The sequence below is a fragment of the Arthrobacter humicola genome, from assembly GCF_039531445.1.
GTDB classification, from domain to species: Bacteria; Actinomycetota; Actinomycetes; order Actinomycetales; family Micrococcaceae; genus Arthrobacter; species Arthrobacter humicola.
In genome coordinates this window covers 1-19,997 of sequence record NZ_BAAAQB010000043.1, presented here as the reverse complement: position 1 = coordinate 19,997, position 19,997 = coordinate 1, and the positions used below count along the sequence as shown (strand labels likewise).

18 protein-coding genes are annotated in these 19,997 nt (G+C 68.8%); 10 read left to right on the top strand and 8 right to left on the bottom strand.

Features of this window, described 5'->3' with window-relative positions; translation table 11 throughout:
- The first annotated feature begins 44 nt into the window (after nucleotides 1–44).
- Nucleotides 45–1,505, top strand: coding sequence for an MFS transporter (locus tag ABD243_RS19975; RefSeq protein ID WP_344368148.1), 1,461 nt, complete (start codon nucleotides 45–47; stop codon nucleotides 1,503–1,505).
- 56 nt (nucleotides 1,506–1,561) lie between these two features.
- Here the strand turns inward: ABD243_RS19975 and ABD243_RS19970 are convergent, their stop codons facing one another.
- On the bottom strand, nucleotides 1,562–2,278 hold the full coding sequence (locus ABD243_RS19970) for an IclR family transcriptional regulator (RefSeq protein WP_116766507.1): 717 nt from the start codon (nucleotides 2,276–2,278) through the stop codon (nucleotides 1,562–1,564).
- A 180-nt stretch (nucleotides 2,279–2,458) separates the two neighbouring features.
- On the opposite strand from ABD243_RS19970, the gene ABD243_RS19965 reads away from it, so the two are divergent.
- The 3 genes from ABD243_RS19965 (at nucleotide 2,459) to ABD243_RS19955 (ending at nucleotide 6,099) form a co-directional block, all read left to right on the top strand.
- Nucleotides 2,459–3,070, top strand: coding sequence for a flavin reductase family protein (locus tag ABD243_RS19965; RefSeq protein ID WP_344368144.1), 612 nt, complete (start codon nucleotides 2,459–2,461; stop codon nucleotides 3,068–3,070).
- Nucleotides 3,071–3,121: 51 nt separating this feature from the next.
- Nucleotides 3,122–4,576 (top strand): 4-hydroxyphenylacetate 3-monooxygenase, oxygenase component, encoded by a 1,455-nt coding sequence (gene hpaB, locus ABD243_RS19960; protein ID WP_344368143.1) that lies wholly within the window; start codon nucleotides 3,122–3,124, stop codon nucleotides 4,574–4,576.
- Between the two features lie 191 nt (nucleotides 4,577–4,767).
- A complete protein-coding gene (locus ABD243_RS19955) occupies nucleotides 4,768–6,099 on the top strand; it encodes an MFS transporter (RefSeq protein ID WP_344368142.1) in 1,332 nt (443 codons plus the stop codon).
- Nucleotides 6,100–6,180: 81 nt separating this feature from the next.
- Here ABD243_RS19955 and ABD243_RS19950 read toward each other — a convergent pair whose 3' ends face one another.
- The 6 genes from ABD243_RS19950 to ABD243_RS19925 form a co-directional block, all read right to left on the bottom strand.
- Complete coding sequence (locus tag ABD243_RS19950; RefSeq protein WP_344368141.1) at nucleotides 6,181–7,032, bottom strand: hypothetical protein; 852 nt, start codon at nucleotides 7,030–7,032, stop codon at nucleotides 6,181–6,183.
- Nucleotides 7,033–7,526: 494 nt separating this feature from the next.
- Entirely contained in the window at nucleotides 7,527–8,354 is an 828-nt protein-coding gene (locus tag ABD243_RS19945; protein ID WP_116766512.1) for an alpha/beta fold hydrolase, read from the bottom strand.
- A 4-nt stretch (nucleotides 8,355–8,358) separates the two neighbouring features.
- Nucleotides 8,359–8,688, bottom strand: a complete 330-nt coding sequence (locus ABD243_RS19940; protein WP_043482513.1) for a biotin/lipoyl-containing protein — start codon at nucleotides 8,686–8,688, stop codon at nucleotides 8,359–8,361.
- A complete protein-coding gene (locus ABD243_RS19935; protein ID WP_344368140.1) occupies nucleotides 8,681–9,724 on the bottom strand; it encodes an alpha-ketoacid dehydrogenase subunit beta in 1,044 nt (347 codons plus the stop codon). The genes ABD243_RS19940 and ABD243_RS19935 overlap by 8 nt, the downstream gene beginning before the upstream one ends.
- Nucleotides 9,717–10,754: a thiamine pyrophosphate-dependent enzyme gene (locus ABD243_RS19930; RefSeq protein WP_344368139.1), complete on the bottom strand. Its 1,038-nt coding sequence runs from the start codon at nucleotides 10,752–10,754 to the stop codon at nucleotides 9,717–9,719. Before ABD243_RS19930 ends, ABD243_RS19935 begins: the two co-directional genes overlap by 8 nt.
- A 225-nt stretch (nucleotides 10,755–10,979) precedes the next feature.
- Nucleotides 10,980–12,380 carry an amino acid permease gene (locus tag ABD243_RS19925; RefSeq protein WP_344368138.1) on the bottom strand — a complete coding sequence of 467 codons (1,401 nt, stop codon included), beginning with the start codon at nucleotides 12,378–12,380 and terminating at the stop codon, nucleotides 10,980–10,982.
- A 186-nt stretch (nucleotides 12,381–12,566) separates the two neighbouring features.
- Between ABD243_RS19925 and ABD243_RS19920 the strand changes: the two genes are divergently transcribed.
- Nucleotides 12,567–13,040, top strand: coding sequence for an Lrp/AsnC family transcriptional regulator (locus ABD243_RS19920; RefSeq protein WP_344368137.1), 474 nt, complete (start codon nucleotides 12,567–12,569; stop codon nucleotides 13,038–13,040).
- Nucleotides 13,041–13,053: 13 nt separating this feature from the next.
- On the opposite strand, the gene ABD243_RS19915 is transcribed toward ABD243_RS19920, so the two are convergent.
- The gene (locus tag ABD243_RS19915) at nucleotides 13,054–13,668 is read right to left on the bottom strand and encodes a maleylpyruvate isomerase N-terminal domain-containing protein (protein WP_344368136.1); all 615 of its coding nucleotides are present in this window, start codon (nucleotides 13,666–13,668) and stop codon (nucleotides 13,054–13,056) included.
- 196 nt (nucleotides 13,669–13,864) lie between these two features.
- Here ABD243_RS19915 and ABD243_RS19910 point away from each other — a divergent pair, with 196 nt between their 5' ends.
- Genes ABD243_RS19910 through ABD243_RS19890 form a run of 5 tightly spaced genes read left to right on the top strand, consistent with a single transcriptional unit; the run spans nucleotide 13,865 to nucleotide 19,863 of the window.
- Nucleotides 13,865–14,581: an NUDIX hydrolase gene (locus ABD243_RS19910; RefSeq protein WP_091253495.1), complete on the top strand. Its 717-nt coding sequence runs from the start codon at nucleotides 13,865–13,867 to the stop codon at nucleotides 14,579–14,581.
- Nucleotides 14,578–15,885 (top strand): quinolinate synthase NadA, encoded by a 1,308-nt coding sequence (gene nadA, locus ABD243_RS19905; protein WP_344368134.1) that lies wholly within the window; start codon nucleotides 14,578–14,580, stop codon nucleotides 15,883–15,885. The genes ABD243_RS19910 and nadA overlap by 4 nt, the downstream gene beginning before the upstream one ends.
- On the top strand, nucleotides 15,882–17,696 hold the full coding sequence (gene nadB / locus ABD243_RS19900) for an L-aspartate oxidase (protein ID WP_344368133.1): 1,815 nt from the start codon (nucleotides 15,882–15,884) through the stop codon (nucleotides 17,694–17,696). Before nadA ends, nadB begins: the two co-directional genes overlap by 4 nt.
- 2 nt (nucleotides 17,697–17,698) lie before the next feature.
- Nucleotides 17,699–18,640 (top strand): carboxylating nicotinate-nucleotide diphosphorylase, encoded by a 942-nt coding sequence (nadC, locus tag ABD243_RS19895; protein WP_344368132.1) that lies wholly within the window; start codon nucleotides 17,699–17,701, stop codon nucleotides 18,638–18,640.
- 8 nt (nucleotides 18,641–18,648) lie between these two features.
- Entirely contained in the window at nucleotides 18,649–19,863 is a 1,215-nt protein-coding gene (locus ABD243_RS19890) for a cysteine desulfurase family protein (RefSeq protein WP_344368131.1), read from the top strand.
- The last annotated feature ends 134 nt before the right edge of the window (nucleotides 19,864–19,997 follow it).

Sequence of the window (19,997 nt, the reverse complement as noted above, 5' to 3'; positions counted from 1 at the left end):
TCGGGAGGAGGGACGATGCGCACCATTGAACGAACCCGGAAACCATGTCCCCTTCACCGTCTTCACTGGCGTCTGCTCTTGACGCGACCCCCTCGGCCGGCCAAACCACGTCTGCCGACACCGTGCCCGAACCGGCCGTTCAGGCCCCCGCGCTGCCCGCCCCCGCGCCCGGGAAGGGCGGCCGCTTCGCCCGCCTGCCGCTGCTGGCCGGGCGGACTTTCATCCCGCTGGGGCTCTTCGCGCGACTGCCGCTGGCCATGCTCACCGTCGGCGCCCTCACCCTTGTCACCGCCGTCACCGGATCCTATGCCGTGGGCGGCGCCGCAGCCGGTGCCGTCGGCATCGGTTCCGCGCTGGGCGCTCCCGTCCTGGGCGTCCTCGCGGACCGGCTCGGACAGCGCGGAGTGCTGCTGGTGTCCGCCATCGCCAATACCGCGGCCATTGTCGCCCTGATCCTCGCGGCGTACCTGATTTCCGGCATGCAGGACCTTTCCGCCGCCGCCCCCGCGCTCGCCGCGGCCTTCGTGGCCGGGGCCAGTTGCCCGCAGGTCGGCCCGCTCGCCCGGGTCCGCTGGATGGCACTGACATCCCGGACGTCCGGTGCCGGCCGCGCGGCCGGCGCAACCTCCGCGGACCTGGACACCGCCCTGTCCTATGAGAGCACCGCGGACGAACTCACGTTCGTGCTTGGTCCCGCACTGGTCGGTGTTCTCGCCAGCCTGCTCGCGCCGTGGCTGCCGCTGGCCCTCGCTGCGGCACTGACCGTTGTCCTCGTACCCGCCTTCGCCGTCCACCCCACGCACCATGCCGTCATCCGCACCCCCCGGCGGCCCGCTGCCGGTTCCGTCGCCGGGACGGCAGGGGTGCGGGACCGGGACGCCCCGACGCCACGGCGCCTCCGGACCCTGGCCGCCGTCGCCCTTCCCGTGCTCGCGATGGTGTGCATGGGCACGTTCTTCGGCTCCACCCAGACAGCGCTGAGCTCCTTCTCCGCCAGCTTCGCCACGTCCGAGCTCGCGGGCCTGCTCTACGCCGCCATGGGACTCAGCTCTGCCGCAGCCGCCCTCTCGGTCGCGTACTGGCCCCGTCGCCTCACGGTCAACGCCCGCTGGATCGCCTGCGCGGCACTCATGGCCGGCCTTGCTCCGCTGTTGCTGCTGCCCGCGACGGCACTGCCCATGGTCCTCGTGCTGCTCGTCCTGGGCCTGCCCGTCGGCCCGCTCATGGTCACCGTCTTCGCGATCGGCGGCCTCGTGGCTCCGGCCGGAAAGCTCGGCACGGTCATGACGGCCCTGGCCAGCGGCATCGTCGCAGGCACAGCGCTCGGATCCTCCATCGCCGGACAGCTCGCCCAGAACTTCGGGTTTTCAACGGCGTTCCTCGTGCCGGTGTGCGCCGCGACGGCGCTGTTGCTCCTGGGGACGGCCGCCGCCGTCGTCGTCCTCCGGCAACGCGGGAAGAACACCCCCCAACTGACTAGCAGCTATGGTCGTTTTGAGCGCTGAAAACGGCCCTGGCTGCGAGTCAGTTGGGACAGGACGACGGGCCAGGGCGCGGGCGTTTAGCCCAACTGCGCCTCGATGCGCCGGGCCGCCTCAGTCAGGGCGCCGGCGACCTCGTCCGGATCCTGTGCCGCGCGGATGTAGACCACCGCGAGGGCGGCCGGCCGGCCTCCGGGCACGCGCAGCGGCACCGCAAGGGAGGACACGCCGGTAATGACCTCGTCGTGGCTCGCCGCAAAGCCGCGTCGCCGGGCCTCGGCCGCTTCGGCCCGGTACGGGATGCCCGGGGCCAGGGACTGCCACTCCTGCTCCGTGAAGGCGGACTGGATGGCGATACCCGGCGCGCCGGCGCTGATGGGATGCCGCGACCCCGGGTGCTGCACGACGGCGGGGCCGCTGTGCCGCGGATCAACGGTCACCAGCGTCACGCACTCCTCCCGGTCCCAGACGGCCACGAAGGCGCTCATCGTCAGGGTGTTGGCCAGTTGGGTCAGCTCCGGCAGGGCCGCGGACTGCAGGTTGCGCGAGACGCCCCGCGCCAGGACGGCAAGGCCCGGGCCCGGCTGGACACGGCCGCCGTCGTCGCGCACCAGCAGCGAATGGTCCTCGAGCGTGCGCAGGATGCGGTAGGCCACGGAGCGGTGGACGCCCATGGCGTCGGCGAGTTCGGCGATGGTGAGCGGCTGCTGTGCTTCGGCAAGGATCTCCAGGGCCCTGATGCCGCGGGAGAGCGTCTGGGACGGGGAGGCCTGGGCGCTGCCGGCGTTCGGGGTCATGGGATCCATCCTAGGGGCGGGGTCGCGGTAAGCCGGGTTCGCGGAGGCTCTTGTGTTCCGGCTCACGGTCCGCTAGCGTTCTATATGGGAACTATTTGTTCGATTATAGAACACCAGCGTATAAAAAGCCCAAGTATAAAAAGCCCAAGAGAAAATACAGCGCCAGGACAACTACAGCCCGTGAGAGCACGCGCTGAAAGCGCAGCCTGGGAGACCGCCACCGAACCCAAGGGATCATCGATGATTGCCGAGCCTCGCGACCATGCCGGGGATGCCCCGGGCGCCGGGCGTGTCCACGGCCGGGCGGCCGACCCGCGGGCCAACCACTTCCGGGGCAGCCTCGGCAGGTACGCCACCGGCGTCGCGATCGTCACCTTCGACGGGGTGACGAAGCGCCACGGCATCACCGTCAACTCCTTCACGTCCGTCTCGATGGACCCGCCGCTGGTGCTGGTGAGCATCGCCCGGACCGCCAAGGCGCACGATGAACTTGCCGGCCGGCCCTTCACGGTGAACATCCTCGGCGCCGAGCAGCGGCAGCTGGCCATGCACTTCGCCGGCCGCCCCGGCCCCGAGCCGCTGTGGGTGGAAGGGGAGACCGCACCGCGGCTGTCCAATGTGCTCGCCTACTTCGCGTGCAGGCCCTGGGCGGCCTACGACGGCGGCGACCACACCCTGTACATCGGCGAGGTCGCGGACTTCAACTACCGCAACGGCGATGCCCTGGCGTTCGCCAACGGATCGTTCACCACCATCCCGGAAAGCCAGCTGGGCATGGAAGACCTGCTCTAGCCCCGCACCCCTTCAAGACCGCTCAGCTCAACGACGACTGGAGAAAGACCAATGGGTATCCGCACCGGACGGCAGTATCTGGACAAGCTCAACGCCATGACCCCGCATGTGGTGATCGACGGCGAGGTGGTCAGCGAGAAGATCGCCGAGCACCCCGCCTTCCGCAACGTGGCCCGCTCCTACGCCAGGCTCTTCGACATGCAGCACGACCCGAAGTACCAGGACGCGCTGACTTACACCTCGCCGAGCACCGGCGACCTCGTCAACGCGTCCTTCCTGGTGCCGAGGACTATTGAGGACCTCCAGCGCCGGCGCCGGGCCATCTCCACGTGGGCCGAGTCCTCCAACGGCTTCCTTGGCCGCTCCGGGGACTACATGAACTCCTCGCTCACCGCGCTCAGCACGGCCGAGACGTGGTTCTCTCAGGCGGATCCGAAGTTCGGTGAGAACATCCGCAACTACTACGAGTGGGCCCGGGAGAACGACGTCCTGGCCACGCACACCCTCATCCCGCCGCAGGTGAACCGCTCGGTCTCCGGTTCGGAGCAGCTCGGCGGCCAGCTCTCGGCCCGGATCATCGAGGAGCGCGAGGACGGGATCGTCATCCACGGTGCGCGCATGCTTGCCACCATCGCCCCGATCGCCGACGAGCTCCTCGTCTTCCCGTCCACGGTGCTCCGCGGCACCCCGGAAGACGCGCCCTACTCCTACGCCTTCGCCATCCCCAACGATGCCCCGGGCCTGCGCTACCTCTGCCGCACCTCGCTCTACAACGGCGGCAGCACCCACGACGAGCCGCTCGCCTCCCGCTATGAGGAAATGGACGCCGTCGCGGTCTTCGACCACGTCTTCGTGCCCAACGAGCGCATCTTCATGCTCGGCAACCCGCAACTGTGCAACAGCTTCTACTCCGAAACCGGCGCCGGCGCGCTCATGACCCACCAGGTGGTCACCCGCACCATCGCCAAGAGCGAGTTCTTCCTGGGCCTGGCATCCGAGCTGGCCGAATCGATCGGCATCGACGGCTTCCAGCACATCCAGGAGGACATCGCGGAGCTGATTATCGACGTCGAAATCGGCCGGGCGCTGGTCCGTGCCTCCGAGGCCGACGCCGAGCTCAACGACGCCGGCGTCATGCTGCCCAAGTGGTCCACCCTGAACGCCGCCCGCAACTGGTACCCGAAGATCGCCCAGCGCTTCCCGCAGATTATCCGCAAGTTCTCGGCGTCGGGCCTCATGGCGCTGCCGGGCGAGGCGGACGTGAACAGCGAGGCCCGCGCGGACATCGAGCTGTACCTGCAGGGCAAGACCCTGACCGGTCCCGAGCGCGTCCGGCTCTTCAAGCTGGCTTTCGACGCCTCGATTTCCGGGTTCTCCGGCCGGCAGTCGCTCTATGAGTACTTCTTCTTCGGGGACCCGGTCCGCATGGCCGGCGCCCTCGTGAACAGCTACGACCGTGAGCCGGTCCGCGCCCGGATCCGCGACTTCCTCGCCCGCACCGACTGATGGGCGAAAGACGCACCCTGGAAATGTGTGCGGGATATCACATTTTCATAGTAGTATCCTACATACCAACTGACCGTTCGATCAGTAAATAGAGTGATCCGCAGCTCCTGCGGCACGAGTTCCACGAGGCACCAGCTAGTCACTTCGCACCCACCCCGGGCAGTACCTCTGCCCCCAGCAACGGAGTTCCAATGACCGTAACTTCATCCGTAGATTCAGTAGCGGGTCCCAGCAGCAAACACGAGGAACGCAAGGTCCTCGCCGGGACGCTGGTCGGCACCACCATCGAGTGGTACGACTTCTTTATTTTTGCCCAGCTGACGGCGACGCTGCTGTCACCGTTGTTCCTGGCCCCACTGAACGCATCCAACCCGGGCCTGGCACAGATCCTGTCCTTCGCCCTCATCGGCATCAGCTTCCTGTTCCGCCCGCTCGGCGCGATCGTTGCCGGCCATCTGGGCGACCGCCTCGGCCGCAAGGCCATGCTCGTCTTTACGCTGGTCATGATGGGCGCCGCTACGGCCCTGATCGGCATGCTGCCCACCTACGCGCAGATCGGTGTCTGGGCCCCGATCCTGCTCATCACGCTCCGCGTCATCCAGGGCTTCTCGGCCGGCGGTGAATGGGGCGGCGCCGCGCTGATGGCCGTGGAGCATGCTCCGCTGAGCAAGCGAGGCCTCTTCGGCGCCTACCCGCAGATCGGTGTACCGGTGGGCATGATCCTCGCCACGGGTCTGCTGTTCTTCCTGAACACCAGCATGTCCAAGGACGACTTCGCCTCCTGGGGCTGGCGTGTGCCGTTCCTGCTCTCCATCGTGCTGATCGTCGTCGGCTACCTGATCCGCCGCGCCGTGTCCGAAAGCCCCGTCTTCAAGGAGATGCAAGACCGCAAGGAAGAGAGCAAGGCCCCCCTCGGCGAGCTGATCCGCAAGCACAAGAAGGCCGTCCTTTACTCCACGATGATCTTCATCGGCAACAACGCCGCCGGCTACCTGCTGATCGCCTTCTTCATCTCCTACGCCACCAAGACGCTGAAGATGCAGACCCCGCAGATCCTGCTGGCCACCACGTTGGCTTCCTTCGGCTGGCTGATCTTCACGCTGGTTGGCGGCTGGCTCTCGGACAAGATCGGCCGCGTCAAGACGTTCCTGCTCGGCTACGCGATCGTCTTCGCCTGGATGATCCCGATGTTCGCCCTCATCGACACCAAGGACATCGTGCTCTACGGCGTGGCGCTGTTCGTCCTCACGATCGGCCTGGGCCTGTCCTACGGCCCCATGTCCGCCATGTACGCCGAGATGTTCCCCGCCAAGGTCCGCTACTCCGGCATCTCGATCGGCTACGCGTTCGGCGCCATTCTCGGCGGCGCCTTCGCGGCCATGATCGCCGAAGCGCTCCTGCAGGGCACGCACTGGACGGGCTCCATCGGCATCTACATCATGATCCTGTGCGTCATTTCCGCGGTCGGCGTCCTGCTGGCCGGCGAAACCCGCGGCCGCCCGCTGGGCCTCAGCAAGCACTAGAACCGCACAACAGCGACGCGGGGTCACCTGCGGGACATCCGAACCATTCGGACGGGCCGCAAGTGGCCCCGCGTTGCTGTTCTAGTACCCGGGGGCGCTGCCCTTGAACTGGGACCATTTCCCGGCCACCCTGCCGTCGTTTGAGGCGACGATGAGGTCTCCGCGCAAGGTCGGGCCCAGGACGTTCCGGATACCTTGGCCGGCAGGCCGGGCATCCTTGTCCCGCCAGACTTCGGTCACCGTGTAGCCGTCGAACGTTGCGATGACAAAGGAGTACCCGGAGGCAACATCGGGACAGAAGCCAAAAAAGGCCGGCGCGTCATCCCCCACGCGCCTGATCCGGCTGATGCCCTGGCATAGATGCATACCCAGACTTGCCGGCGCGTCATAGGCGAGATCCAGCGTGTACTGCCCGGTGTGAATTTTGCCCTCGGTGCGATTGATCCGGTGCAGTCCGGAAGGATTGACATCCCCCGCCAGGAGGACGCAGCGGGGCAGGGGCAGAATGCCCACAGTCTGCGTTCCGTTCGTACCCGAGAAGTAGTGGGCTTCCTGCCATGTTGCCCCGAGGTTGTCGGAGTAGAGGACTCCGTTGGAGCCGGCTCCGGACATGTTGTCCCCAAAATTAAGCCAGATACGGTCCCAGTAGGGATCCCAGGCCACTCCGTGAAGGTGATGCCCCTTCGTGCTGCGGCCCTTTGCCGTCAGCCATGCATTCAGGTCAAAGATTGTCGTCCACGTCCTGCCGTAGTCCAGGGACAGATACGTGTAACGCGCGTTCTTGCCCTCGGCGATAATTTCCGTGCCACCGGACCACGTGTAACCGGATTTCGGTCCGTATTCGTTGGCCAGGACAATGTTGTCGTGGACGGCGAGCCCCAGGCGGAAGCAAACTTGACCTGGGGATTGGACCCGTTCAGGACCACCGTCCACGAGGCCGAGCCGGACCCGTAGCCGCTGGACACATATGCGCGCCGCATGTTGGTGGCCGTAATCAGGACGAACACCAGCAACTCTCCGTTGTCCAGGGGAACGACGGCTTCGACGAACTCCCCGGCAAACGTCCTGACAGTTGTCCAGGTCAGCCCTTCGTCCCGGGTTTCCTTCAAAGTGCCGCTGTAGCAGTTCCATCCCCGGACCCGGTTCCTGTCCATGGCCACCATGATCTCCGACTGCAGCCGGGACGTTCCCGTGAGGGTGGTCGCAGTCAGGGGTGCCCGGTCCGGGACCGCGTAGGCGACCGGGGCCAGCGGTGCTTCGGGCGCGGTCACGGCGGCGGCAGCTGGTGGAGCGCCCAGGACCGGGAGAACGGCCGGCAGCGATGCCGCTGCGACTAGACCCAACATTGAGCGGCGTCCGATTTCAGCCATGAGGCACGTTAGGACGCGCACCTTGCAAAAAGGTTGGGCACTGCGGCTTCGGAGGGCCTAGACGGCCAGGAAGCTGATGGCCCCCTGCTTGAAGGCACGGCTGGTGACGGCGTTGGTGTGGTTACGGCCGGGCAGGGTGAGCTGCTCCACCATGGCGCCGGACTTGGCCCCCAGGGCGGCGAGGTCCGGCATGGAAGCAGCGCGGTCGTCCTTCTCCCCGGCCACCAGCAGCATCGGCATGGGCGGGATTGCCTCAGCAGGATCGAACGGCTCGCCCTTGATGGCCTCCACGAGCGAGAGCAGCGCGAAAATGTTATTGCTGGGCAGCAACTGGGCCATCTTCAGCAGTTCGGCGGTCGATGCGTCGGCGATCGGAGTGCCGTCGGCCAGGTACCGCTGCGCGGCCACGAGGTCAAAGTCCGCCAGCGGATCCGCGGTGTTCGGCCCGCCCAGCACCAGGCGGTGCACGAGCTCATGCTGGGTGGCGCCAAACTCCCAGGCCAGCCGGGACCCCAGCGAATAGCCGATCACGTCGAGCCCGCTGGACGGATCGCCGTCGCGCAGGGGACGCGCGCCGGCGTCGAACGCGATCTGGAGCAGGTCCGCACGGATCCGGCTGGGGGAGTAGGAGTCCATGTCCTCGGGGGCGCCACTGCGGCCGTGACCTGGCAGGTCCACGGTGATGACGCGCCGGCCGGCGTCCAAAAGCGCGGTGAGCCAGCCGGTGTCCTCCCAGTTGAGCTTGGAGGAGGAGGAAAACCCGTGCAGCAGCAGGATCGGACGGAGCCCGGCGTCGTTCTGGGGCTCATGCACCTCCACATACAGCTGGGGGTCGGTGCCCTCCACGGTGTGGGAATGCTGTTCGCCGGTGTGTCTGCCGCTCATGGTGTCAGTCCTCATCAAGTACGGCGCTCAGGCGGACCCGGCGCTTCGGTGCCTCTTCCTTCGGGACCGTGCCCACGATGCCGGCGGTATTGTCCGGGACCTCGAACACAATCAGGGGCTCGCCGACATTGATCTTGTCACCGGGCCCGCCGTGGATACGCACCACTTTACCTGCCTGCGGGCTGGGCAATTCAACGGCCGATTTGGTGGTTTCGACCTCCACGAGCGGCTGGTTGCGCTCCACCTGGTCTCCCGGGGAAACGAGCCATTCCAGCACGGTCGCTTCGATCAGGCCCTCGCCGAGATCCGGCAGCGGGAAGGAAATTTCAGCCACGTTTGTACTCCAATACTCGCTGGATCCCGAAGAGGATCCGGTCAATGTTCGGGATGTATTCGTCTTCCAGATCGCCGGAGGGATACGGGACGTCGAAGCCGGTGACGCGCTCCACCGGCGCCTTGAGCGTGCCGAAGCAGCTCTGTGTGATCAGCTGCGCCACTTCGGCGCCGAGGCCTGAGGTGAGCGGCGCTTCATGGACGACGACGGCGCGGCGCGTCTTGTGCACGGAGGCGGCCAGCGCCTCGGCGTCGATCGGCTTGAGCCAGCGCAGGTCCAGGACCTCGATATCGATCCCGTCTTCCGCGGCGAGCTCGGCCACCTGCAGGCAGCGGGCCACCATGGCGCCCCACGCGACGAGCGTCAGGTGGCGGCCCTCGCGCATGACCTTGGCCCCGGTGGGGGAGACCCCGGCCGCATCGTGCCTGGCGAGGTCGACCTCGCCCTTCTGCCAGTAGCGGGACTTCGGTTCCATGAAGATGACCGGGTCCGGCCGCGTCGCGGCGTACTTGAGCAGGTGGTAGGCCTCGTGCGGGTTCGACGGCGAGACGACCTTCAGGCCCGGGACGTGGGCAAAGAGCGCCTCGAGGCTTTCGCCGTGGTGTTCGGGTGCCCGGATGCCGCCGAAGCTGGGCACACGCAGCGTGATCGGCATGGGCATGGTGCCCCGGCTGCGGTAGTTCATCCGGGCGATCTGGCACACGATCTGGTTGATGGCCGGGTAGGCGAAGCCGTCGAACTGGACCTCGGGGATGGGGTGGAAGCCGGCCATCGCCAGGCCGACGGACATGCCGAGGATGCCGGATTCCGCCAGCGGGGTGTCAAAGACCCGCTGCGGGCCGTGCTTGGCCTGCAGGCCGTCCGTAATCCGGAAGACGCCGCCGAGCCGGCCGCAGTCCTCGCCGAAGATCAGGGTTCTCGGGTTGTCCGCCAGGACCTCGTCGAGGGCGCGGTTGAGCGCCTGCTGCATGGACATCACGGTGGTTGATGCGGGAATTTCCACCACAGCATCGCTTTCAAGCATCGAGTTAGACATGTTCGGACTCCTCGCGCCAGTTGGCGGCCTGGGCCTGCAGGGCAGGGGTGGTTTCCTGGAAGACCAGGTCAAACATTTCAGTGCCGGGCCGGGATCCGAGCGCCTGGACGCCGGTACGGATCTGTTCTTCTTCGGCCTTGGCCGCTGCGAGGGCCTCCGCAAAGAAGGCCTCGTCGGCGATGCCGTCGGCGAGCAACCGCTGGCGGAGCCGTTCGAGCGGATCGATGCCGGCGCCGTCGCGCTCCTCGTCGAGGGAGCGGTAGCGGCCCGGATCATCGGAGGTGGAGTGCGGTCCGCGGCGGTAGGTCATCGCCTCGATCACAACGGGTCCGTTGCCGGCCCGGGCGTGCGCGAAGGCGCGGCGGGTTGCCTCGACGACGGCGGCGACGTCGTCGCCGTCGATGTGCAGTGCCGGGATGCCGTACCCGGCGGCGCGGGCGGCGACGGAACCACCGGCCACCTGACGTTCGGTGGGCACGGAGATGGCCCACCCGTTGTTCTGGATGAAGAACACCACGGGCGCCTTCATCACGGCGGCGAAGTTCATGGCCTCATGGACATCGCCCTGGGACGACGCGCCGTCGCCGAAATACGTCAGGGCCACGCCGTCCTTCCCGTCCAGCGTCTGGCCGTGGGCCCAGCCGACGGCGTGCAGCACGGAACCTGCGACGACCGCCTGGATCGGGGCCAGCCGGGATTCCATCGGGTTGTACAGCCCGCCATGCCACGTGGCTTTGTGGGTGGACATGTAGGCCACCATGTCCACGCCCATGGTGCGGGCGACGCCCATCTCACGGTAGGTGGGGAAGACGAAGTCGCGGGTGGTGTCCACGGCGTAGCCGCTGCCCACCTGGGCGGCTTCCTGGCCGAGTTCGGGCGCGTAGCCGGGGATGATGCCCTGCCGCTGCCAGGCGATGGCCGAGGTGTCGAGGTGCCGGACGGCCACCATCAGCGAATAGAGCTCGCGGAGCTCATCGGCAGTAAGGGCCCCGGCATCGGCGCCGGAAGCCACGGGGAGAAGTGTGTCCATGCCTGTGACCCTAGTCACCGGCGGCAGGGTGGGCAATCAGCCTAGGTATTGCTGGCCAGACTGCATAATTCTGCGTCACCCTAAGCCTAAACATGTGGCAAGTTGTCTAGCGTCCCGTGAATCCGGCCTGCCGTGGCCGTGCCCCGCCTCCGGGGTGCCGCGCGGGCGCAACGGCCGTGCCGGGGGAGTGCCGCTGCGCGGAAGCGAAGCGGCACTCCCTCCAGGCTATTCGGACTGCCGGGCGGCGGCCCGGTTGCGGGTGACGCGGGCGCCGATCCAGCATGCCGCGGCGATGCCGGCGACGAGGGCCAAGGTGCTGAAGAGCTGCTTGCTGCTCTCGGGGCTACTGAAGCCGACGGCGAAGATCAGCGCCAGGAGCGCCAGGCCGAAGATCGTCAGCCCGGGGAAGCCCTTCATCCGCAGCGGCAGCCGGGTGCCGTCCCGGTCCGCGCGGCGGCGCAGGATCAGCTGCGACACGAGGGCTGAGCCCCACACCACGAGGCACGTGGACCCGACAAGCTGGAACAGGGCCGGCAGGATCTGGTCCGGGAAGAGCAACTCCAGGACGGCGGCCAGGAAGCCGAAGGCGACAGAGACGCTGACGGCCAGCACGGGGACCCGGGCCGTGTTGAGCCTCGAGAGGAACCGCGGGGCCTCCCCGCGCTCGGCGAGCGAGTACACCATGCGCGATGCGCCGTAGAGGTTGGCGTTCAGGGCGGACAGCAGTGCGACGACGGCGACCAGAGTGATCGCGGCGCCGGCGCCGGGGATCCGGGCGGCGTCGAGCACGCCGGCGAAGGGGGATTTCAAGGCCGCCGAGGTTGAGGGCAGGACGGCGGCGATGACGAATACCGAGCCGATGTAGAACACGAGGATCCGCCAGACCACGGTGCGGATCGCCTGTGCCACGCTGTGCTGCGGGTTCTCCGTCTCGGCCGCGGCGACGCTGACGATCTCCGTGCCGCCGAAGGCGAAGATCACTACGAAGAGCGCGGTGGCGATGCCGCCCAGGCCCGCCGGGGCAAAATTGGAGGTGAAGTTGCTCAGTCCCGGGGACGGGACGTCCGGCAGCCAGCCCAGCAGCAGGGCCGCGCCGATGCCGAGGAACAGCAGGATGGCAGCCACCTTGAGGATGGCGAACCAGAACTCGAACTCGCCGAAGTTCTTCACGCCGGCGAGGTTGACCGCCGTGAACAGGGCCATGAAGATCAGGGACAGCGCCCAGACGGGGATCACCGGCCATACGGTGAACAGGAGGGCGGCCGCACCCAGCGCCTCAGCGGCGATGACCACCACGAGTTGCAGCCACCAGAGCCAGCCGACGGTCGCGCCGGCGGTCTTGCCCATGGCCTTCTGCGCGTAGACGGAGAACGCGCCGCTGTTGGGGTTGGCAGCGGCCATCTCGCCGAGCGCCCACATGACCAAAATGATCAGGGTTCCTGCGACGAGGTAGGAGATCAGTACGGCCGGCCCCGCCGCCTGGATTCCGGCACCTGAGCCGAGGAACAGGCCGGCGCCGATCGCACTGCCCAGTCCCATCATGGTCAGCTGCCGCGGCTTCATGCTGTGCCCCAGGGTCGGGGCCGGACGGGCGGCGGGTAACTTCGCGGTGGACTTCGTTGTCATGTGGCGAACCTTCGTGTGGTTTTTGATCTGGGCGTCCTTATGGGACCTATTGAATTTACCGTCTTTCGCCCGGCCTTTCCGGCTGCCGCAGTGCCAAGGCCGTGAGAGCATGGTGGCAGTTTGCTCACTGAATCGGGAATTCGGCAACGGTTTGTCCGGCCCGGGCTGCTTGGGAGGGAAGAATTCATGGACGTCGATCCGCTGGACGCAAAGATTGTCCGATTTTTCACGGATTCACCGAGGGCCTCTGTCCTGGAAGCCTCGCGGGTCCTGAAGGTGGCCCGCGCCACAGTGCAGTCGCGGCTGGACCGGATGCAGGACGGCGGCGTGATCGGCTCCTGGGTGCCGCAGCCCGATCCGGCGCACTTCGGCTTCCCCGTGGTGGCGTTCTGTTCCCTCACGATCAACCAGGACCTCGGGCACGACGCCGTCGTGGAGGCCCTGGCGCAGATCCCCGAGCTGATTGAAATCCACACAGTCTCCGGGAGTTCGGACCTCATGGCCCGCATAGCCGCGCGCTCCAATTCAGACCTCCAGCGCGTCCTCGATGCCATGATCGGCACCAGGACCGTCCTGCGCTCCTCCTCCGTGATCGTCCTCAACACCCACTTCCAGGGGCGCACCCTGCCGCTGCTGGAGGCTGCGGCCGGACGCCGGTGAATCCACGGCGGCCCTACACGACGCTGAGGTTCCCGGGCAGTCCGGAGCGCCCCGTGAGCAGGAGCAGCAGGTCCGGGGCCGAGGGCAGCCGCGCGCCGATGGCCCCGGCGAGTTCCAGGGACGCGGCGATAGCGGGGGAGAGCGTATCGGGCGGCGGGAGGCCGATGGCGCGGGCCAGGTCCAGGCCGTGCACGGCCAGTTCGAAGCTGCGGGTCGGCAGGTAGTCGATCAGGGTCATTGCCCCGGCGGCGGTGGCGACGGGCGCGTCGTCCGGGGTCTTCGCGACGAGTTCCGTGACCCGGTCCACGAGCTTCCTGACGGCGGCGGCCGGGTCCTGCCCGAGGGCTTCGCCGGCCTCGCGGCCGCGCGCGGCGATGGCCTCGGGCAGTACGCCACCGCGGATCGCGAGGAAATAGGCTACCGGGCCGTCGAGCCTGTCTCCGCTGGCGGGGGTGGAGAGGTACGTCTCGACGGTGCTCAGCGCACGGCTCGTGTGGCCCGTCAGTGCGCGGACGTCCCACTCGCCCAGCGCCGGCCTGGTCCAGGCGGCTTCGGGCACGTGTTCCACCAGGTCCAGGAACGCACGCGCCGCTCCGAGGTAGCAGTATCTAATGTCCGCAGCATCCATACCGCCGATTATTGTCCCGCCGGCGTGAGCTTCCAACCGCGGCGGCAGTGACGGCAGGGCCCGCAACATTTCGCTTCAGGAGCCAGTGGTCGTAGAATTAGTTCTAGTCACATTGACTATAACTAGTCCGGCGGTCGGGCCGGCACCTTCCGGGGGTCCCCACGGGGACCGCCCAGAAGTCTGGAATGCGGGGTGAATCGCCGTTTACACGACAGCTGCCAACGTCTCGGAGCGCCAGCTCGCCCCGCCGTCGCTGGCCATCTCCACCGTGATCTTTGCGCTGCGTCCCAGCGAGCGGTCCGGACGGCCCACCCTTTGGATCCCGCTGGTGCGCCGGATCCGGGAACCGTTCAAGGACCTCTGGGCACTGCCCGGCGGCCCGCTCACGCACTCCGAGTCCCTCCAGGATGCCGCGTCCCGGAACCTGCGCGAGACCACCGGACTGGCCCCGAACTTCCTCGAGCAGCTCTACGCCTTCGGCGGCCTGCACCGCTCACCCACCCAGCGAGTCGTCTCGATCGTGTACTGGGCGCTGGTCCAGCCCACGGAGGCCGCGCTCGCGGACGAGTCGGAAAACGTGCGCTGGTTCCGCGCCGACCGGCTCGGCGAGCTCGCCTTCGACCACAACGCGATCATCGACTACGCCCTGTGGCGGCTGCGCAACAAGATGGCCTACGGATCCATCGCGTACCACCTGCTGGGCGAGTACTTCACCCTCGCCCAGGTCCGGGAAGTCTACGAGGCCGTCCTGGACCGCGAACTCGATCCGGCCAACTTCCGCCGGCAGGTCAAGGCCACGCCGGAAATCGAAGAAACCGACCAATACCTGCAGGGCGGCAAGCACCGCCCGCCCCGCCTCTACCGCTTTACCGGCCGCCCCGGCCTTGACCCAGACAACAGGAGCACACCATGAGCAGCGTCAACACGGCAATCCAGCTGATCACGCGCGAACAGGCCACCACCATGGCAGGCGGCGCGGCGGCCAACACCTGCAGCCCCGCCCTGGCGCGCGGGCCGTGGGACTTCGACCTCGCCGAGGCCCTCGCCGGGGTGCCCGCGTACGGTCCCGGCGCCTCATCCGCCGACGCCGCCCCGGCGTCGACCCCGCGGCAGGGGCAGCTGCCGGAGGAGTACAAGCTCGCCAGCGACGCCGAACTCGACGCCCGCATCCGCGCCGCGAAAGCGGCACTGGGGGAACGTGCCGTCGTGCTGGGGCACTTCTACCAGCGCGACGAAGTGGTCGAATACGCCGACTTCGTGGGCGATTCCTTCCAGCTCGCCAACGCGGCACTGACCCGCCCGGAAGCCGAAGCCATCATCTTCTGCGGCGTCCACTTCATGGCCGAAACCGCGGACATCCTGTCCCGGCCCGAGCAGGCCGTCATCCTGCCCAACCTTGCCGCGGGCTGCTCCATGGCGGACATGGCGGACATCGACTCGGTCACCGAGTGCTGGGAACAGCTCGAGGAGCTTTTCGGCACGGAACCCGACGCCGACGGCCGGGTTCCGGTCATTCCGGTCACCTACATGAACTCCTCGGCCGCCCTCAAGGGCTTCTGCGGCGAGCATGGCGGCATCGTCTGCACCTCCTCGAACGCCGCCACCGTGCTCGAATGGGCGTTCGAGCGCGGCCAGCGCGTGCTCTTCTTCCCGGATCAGCACCTGGGCCGCAACACCGCCAAGGCCATGGGCGTCCCGCTGGACCGGATGCCCATGTGGAACCCGCGCAAGGACCTCGGCGGCAACGATGAACAGGCGCTGCAGGACTCCCGCGTGATCCTCTGGCACGGTTTCTGCTCCGTCCACAAGCGCTTCAACGTCGGCCAGATCGACAAGGCCCGGGCCGAGTTCCCCGGCGTGCAGGTCATCGTGCACCCGGAATGCCCCATGGAGGTGGTCGACGCCGCCGACTCCGCCGGCTCCACCGACTTCATCCGCAAGGCGATCGCCGCCGCCACGGAGCCCACCACCTTCGCCGTCGGCACGGAGATCAACCTCGTCAACCGGCTGGCCGCGGAGTACCCGCAGCACACCATCTTCTGCCTGGACCCGGTGATCTGCCCCTGCTCCACGATGTACCGCATCCACCCCGGCTACCTTGCCTGGGTCCTGGAAGCGCTCGTCCGGGGCGAAGTGGTCAACCGCATCACGGTGGAGGACGACGTCGCGGCCCCGGCAAAGGTGGCGCTGGAACGCATGCTGGCGGCGCGGCCGTGACCAGGCGGCTGGTGATCGTCGGCAGCGGCGTTGCCGGGCTCTACGCCGCGCTGCTCGCTTCCGACGCGGCTGCCGGCAGCGGCCGTGACATCGGGGTGGTCCTCCTGAGCAAGGGGACGCTGGAGCAAAGCAATACCTTCTACGCCCAGGGCGGTGTCTCTGCCGTCCTGGCGGCCGAGGACGCCGCCCCCGGGGACTCCGTAGCCGCCCACATCGCCGACACCCTCGCCGCCGGCGCCGGGCTCAACGACGCCGAGGCCGTCCGGGTCCTCTGCACGGAGGCCGTCCGGGACATCGCCGGCCTGGGCCGCTACGGCGTGCACTTTGACGCCCGTCCCGACGGCGGCCCGGCCCTGGGCCTCGAAGCCGCGCATTCCGCGCCGCGCATCCTGCACGCCGGCGGGGACGCGACGGGCGCCTGCATCGCCCGCGGGCTGGTCGCCGCTGTCCTGGAACGGGCCGTCCAGGGCCTGCTCCGGGTGGAGACCAGCGCGTTCGTCACGGACCTCCTGACCGACGCCGGGCCCGACGGCCAGCCCGGATCACCCTCGCGGCCCGGCAGCACGACGCCGCCCCGGGTCACCGGCGTGGAATATCTGGCCGGCGGCCGGACCCACCAGCTGGCCGCCGACGGCGTCCTCCTCGCCACCGGGGGTGCCGGCCGGCTGTTTGCCCGCACGAGCAACCCCTCCGTCGCGACCGCCGACGGCCTCGCCCTGGCCTGGCGTGCCGGCGCCGCGGTGCGGGACCTCGAGTTCTTCCAGTTCCACCCCACCACCCTTGCCGCCGAGGAGGTCCCCGGCGGCCCGCCTGCCCTGCTCATCTCCGAAGCGGTCCGCGGCGAGGGGGCGGTGCTGCTGGACTCCGCGGGCTACCGCTTCATGCCGGACTACCACCCGGACGCCGAGCTCGCCCCGCGCGACGTCGTCTCCCGCAGCATCGCCCTCCACCTGGCCGCCACGGGCGCCGCACCGGACAGCCCGGTCTACCTGGACGCGCGCGGCATCGAGTCCGCCCGCGGCACCGGCTTCCTCGCCCGGCGGTTCCCGACCATCGCGGCCGCCACCCGGGGCGCCGGGTATGACTGGACCGCCGAGCCGGTACCCGTGTCCCCGGCCGCCCACTACTGGATGGGTGGCGTCTGCACCGATCTGTGGGGCCGCACGTCCGTTCCGGGCCTTTATGCCGCCGGCGAGGTCGCCCGCACCGGCGCCCAGGGAGCCAACCGATTGGCGAGCAACTCGCTGCTGGAGGGTCTCGTGTTCGGCCGCCGCGCCGTCGAAGACTTCCTGCGTGCCCCCGCGCCGGAGACGACATGGTTCTCACCGGCTCGAGGGGACGTCCACGCCGGTAGCCTCGACCTGTCCGCGGCCGCTGTTCCTCCACGCACCGGCGCCGCCAGGGTTCCCTTCAGCCGTGCAGCCCTCGGCCGGCTCATGACCGCGGCTGCCGGAGTGACGCGCACCGGCGCCGAGCTCGCCGCCGCCGCGCTCCAGCTGGGGCAGTGGGCGGCGGGGCTTGCCGCCGGGGACAGTGCCGGCCTGGACCAGGGCGCCCGCGAGGACCGGAACCTGCTCCTCGCGGCCCGCTTGCTTGTGGCGGCTGCCCTGAACCGCACGCAGTCCGTCGGAGCCCACTACCGGGCGGACACCTCCCGCCTGGCAGACGCCGCCCGCCTGGCAGACGCCGCCCGCTCGAACGACACTGCACCCACGGAAGACCATGCCGAGGCTGCCGTGCAGTCCGGTTCCGCCTCACTGACCTCCAGCGGCCGGCATCATGCCGCTGCCCGCTCCATGCAAAGGATCTAGCCATGACAGCAACCGCTGCCCCGGAAACCCTGCCCTCCCGCACCGCGGCGCTCGCCGGGAGCCTGCCCCAGGCCGCCGTCCTGGCCGTCCTCCACACGGCGCTCCAGGAGGACGCCCCGTACGGCGACATCACCTCGCAGACGCTCATCCCCGCGCAGGCGCGCGCGAGCGCGGTATTGAACGCCCGCGTTCCCGGCGTGCTGAGCGGCAGCGAGGTGTTCGCCGCGGCGATGACGCTGACCGACCCTGACGCCGTCGTCGAACTCCTCGTCAACGACGGCGAGTCCTTTGCTGCCGGAACTGCACTGGCCCGGGTGACCGGGAACGCCCGCGCCGTGCTGCTGGCCGAACGCGTCGGGCTGAACCTGGTGCAGCGGATGAGCGCCATCGCCACCAGGACCGCCGAGTTCGTGGCGCTCGTGGGCGGTACCGGCGCGCGGATCACCGACACCCGCAAGACAACGCCGGGGCTCCGGGTCCTGGAACGCTACGCCGTGCGCTGCGGCGGCGGCGCCAACCACCGCTTCAGCCTCTCGGACGCCGTCCTGGCCAAGGACAACCACCTGGCGGTCCTCACCGGGGGCGATCCGGCGAAGCTCACCGAGGTGCTGCGGCGCGCCAAGGCCCAGCTCGGCCACACGACTCACTTCGAGGTGGAAGTGGACACCATGGAGCAGATCGAGCCGGTCCTGGCCGCCGGGGTGGACACCATCATGTTGGACAACTTCTCCCTGTCCGATCTGGCGGCCGGCGTCCGGCTGGTAGGCGGCAGGGCCCGGGTCGAAGCCAGCGGCAACGTCAACCTCGCCACCGTGGCGGACATCGCGGCCACCGGGGTGGACGTCATCTCGATCGGCGGCCTGACCCACAGCGTCACGGCCCTGGACCTCGGCCTCGATATCGAGCTGGCTGTCGCCCCCGCCGCCGACCCGGCAGCGGGCTGAGGCCCGCCGTGATCTTCCTCGACGCCGCGGCCACCACCCCGGTCCGCCGCGAGGTGCTGGAAGCCATGTGGCCGTACCTTACGGGCGAGTTCGGCAACCCGTCGAGCCACCACTCCCTGGGGGACACGGCTGCCACGGCGCTCGCCGGGGCCCGGACCACGACGGCCAAGGCCCTGGGCTGCCGGTCCGGGGAGATCATCTTCACTTCCGGCGGCACGGAGGCGGACAACCTCGCCGTCAAGGGTATCGCCCTGGCCCGGCGCGCCGCCGATCCGGGCTTGGACCGGGTGGCGATCAGCGCCGTCGAACATCCCGCGGTGGAAGAATCCGCCCGGTACCTCGAACGCGTCCATGGCTTCGGCGTCGACGTGATTCCCGTGGACCGCTACGGGCAGGTCACGGAAGAGGCGCTGGCTGCCGTGCTGGGGCCCCGGACCGCGCTGGTCAGCGTGATGTACGCCAACAACGAGGTCGGGACGGTGCAGCCCATCGCCCGGCTCGCGGCGCTGGCCCGGGGCCGCGGAATCCCGTTCCACACCGACGCCGTCCAGGCCGCCGGCTGGCTGCCGCTGGACACGGGCGCGCTGGGCGTGGATGCGCTGAGCATTTCAGGCCACAAGCTGGGCGCGCCCAAAGGCAGCGGCGCGTTGTTCGTGCGCGGCCGGATCCGGCTGGAACCGCTGGTCCACGGCGGCGGCCAGGAACGCGGGCGCCGCTCCGGCACGGAAAACGTCGCCGGAGCCGTGGCGCTGGCGACGGCACTGACGCTTGCCCGGGCCGCACAGCCGCGACCGGCGGAACAAGCGGCCGAGGGCGTTGCTTCCGACGTGGCGGCAGAACCGGCTCAGGACCCGGCCCGGCGCGTCGCGAACCTCCGCGACGACTTCATTGCGGCCGTGCTGGCCGGTGTTCCCGGGGCCATCCTCACCGGGCATCCCACCGAGCGGCTGCCCGCCGTGGCTTCCTTCTGCTTCCCGGGCACCAGCGGCGAGTCAGTGCTGCTGGAACTCGAACGCCAGGGTGTGATCTGCTCCAGCGGGTCGGCGTGCGCGGCGGGCTCGGACGCGCCGTCGCCCGTGCTGCTGGCCATGGGCATCGAACCCGAGGTCGCCCAGACGGCCGTGCGGTTCAGCTTCGATGCGACCGTGACCGCGGAGGAGCTCCGTCAGGCCGCCGCTGCCGTGGGCATCGCCGTCGCCGGGGTCCAGGCCCTCGGCACCTGAATCGTTGCTCTATCATTTATGGCTGTTCCGGGGCGGGCAAAGTCATATGGTCGCTGCAACGCTCTGATTGATGGAGCGTTTGATGGTCAATGTGTTTTCCCTGGATGCGCGTACTGAGTTCTTTGATCTGGTGT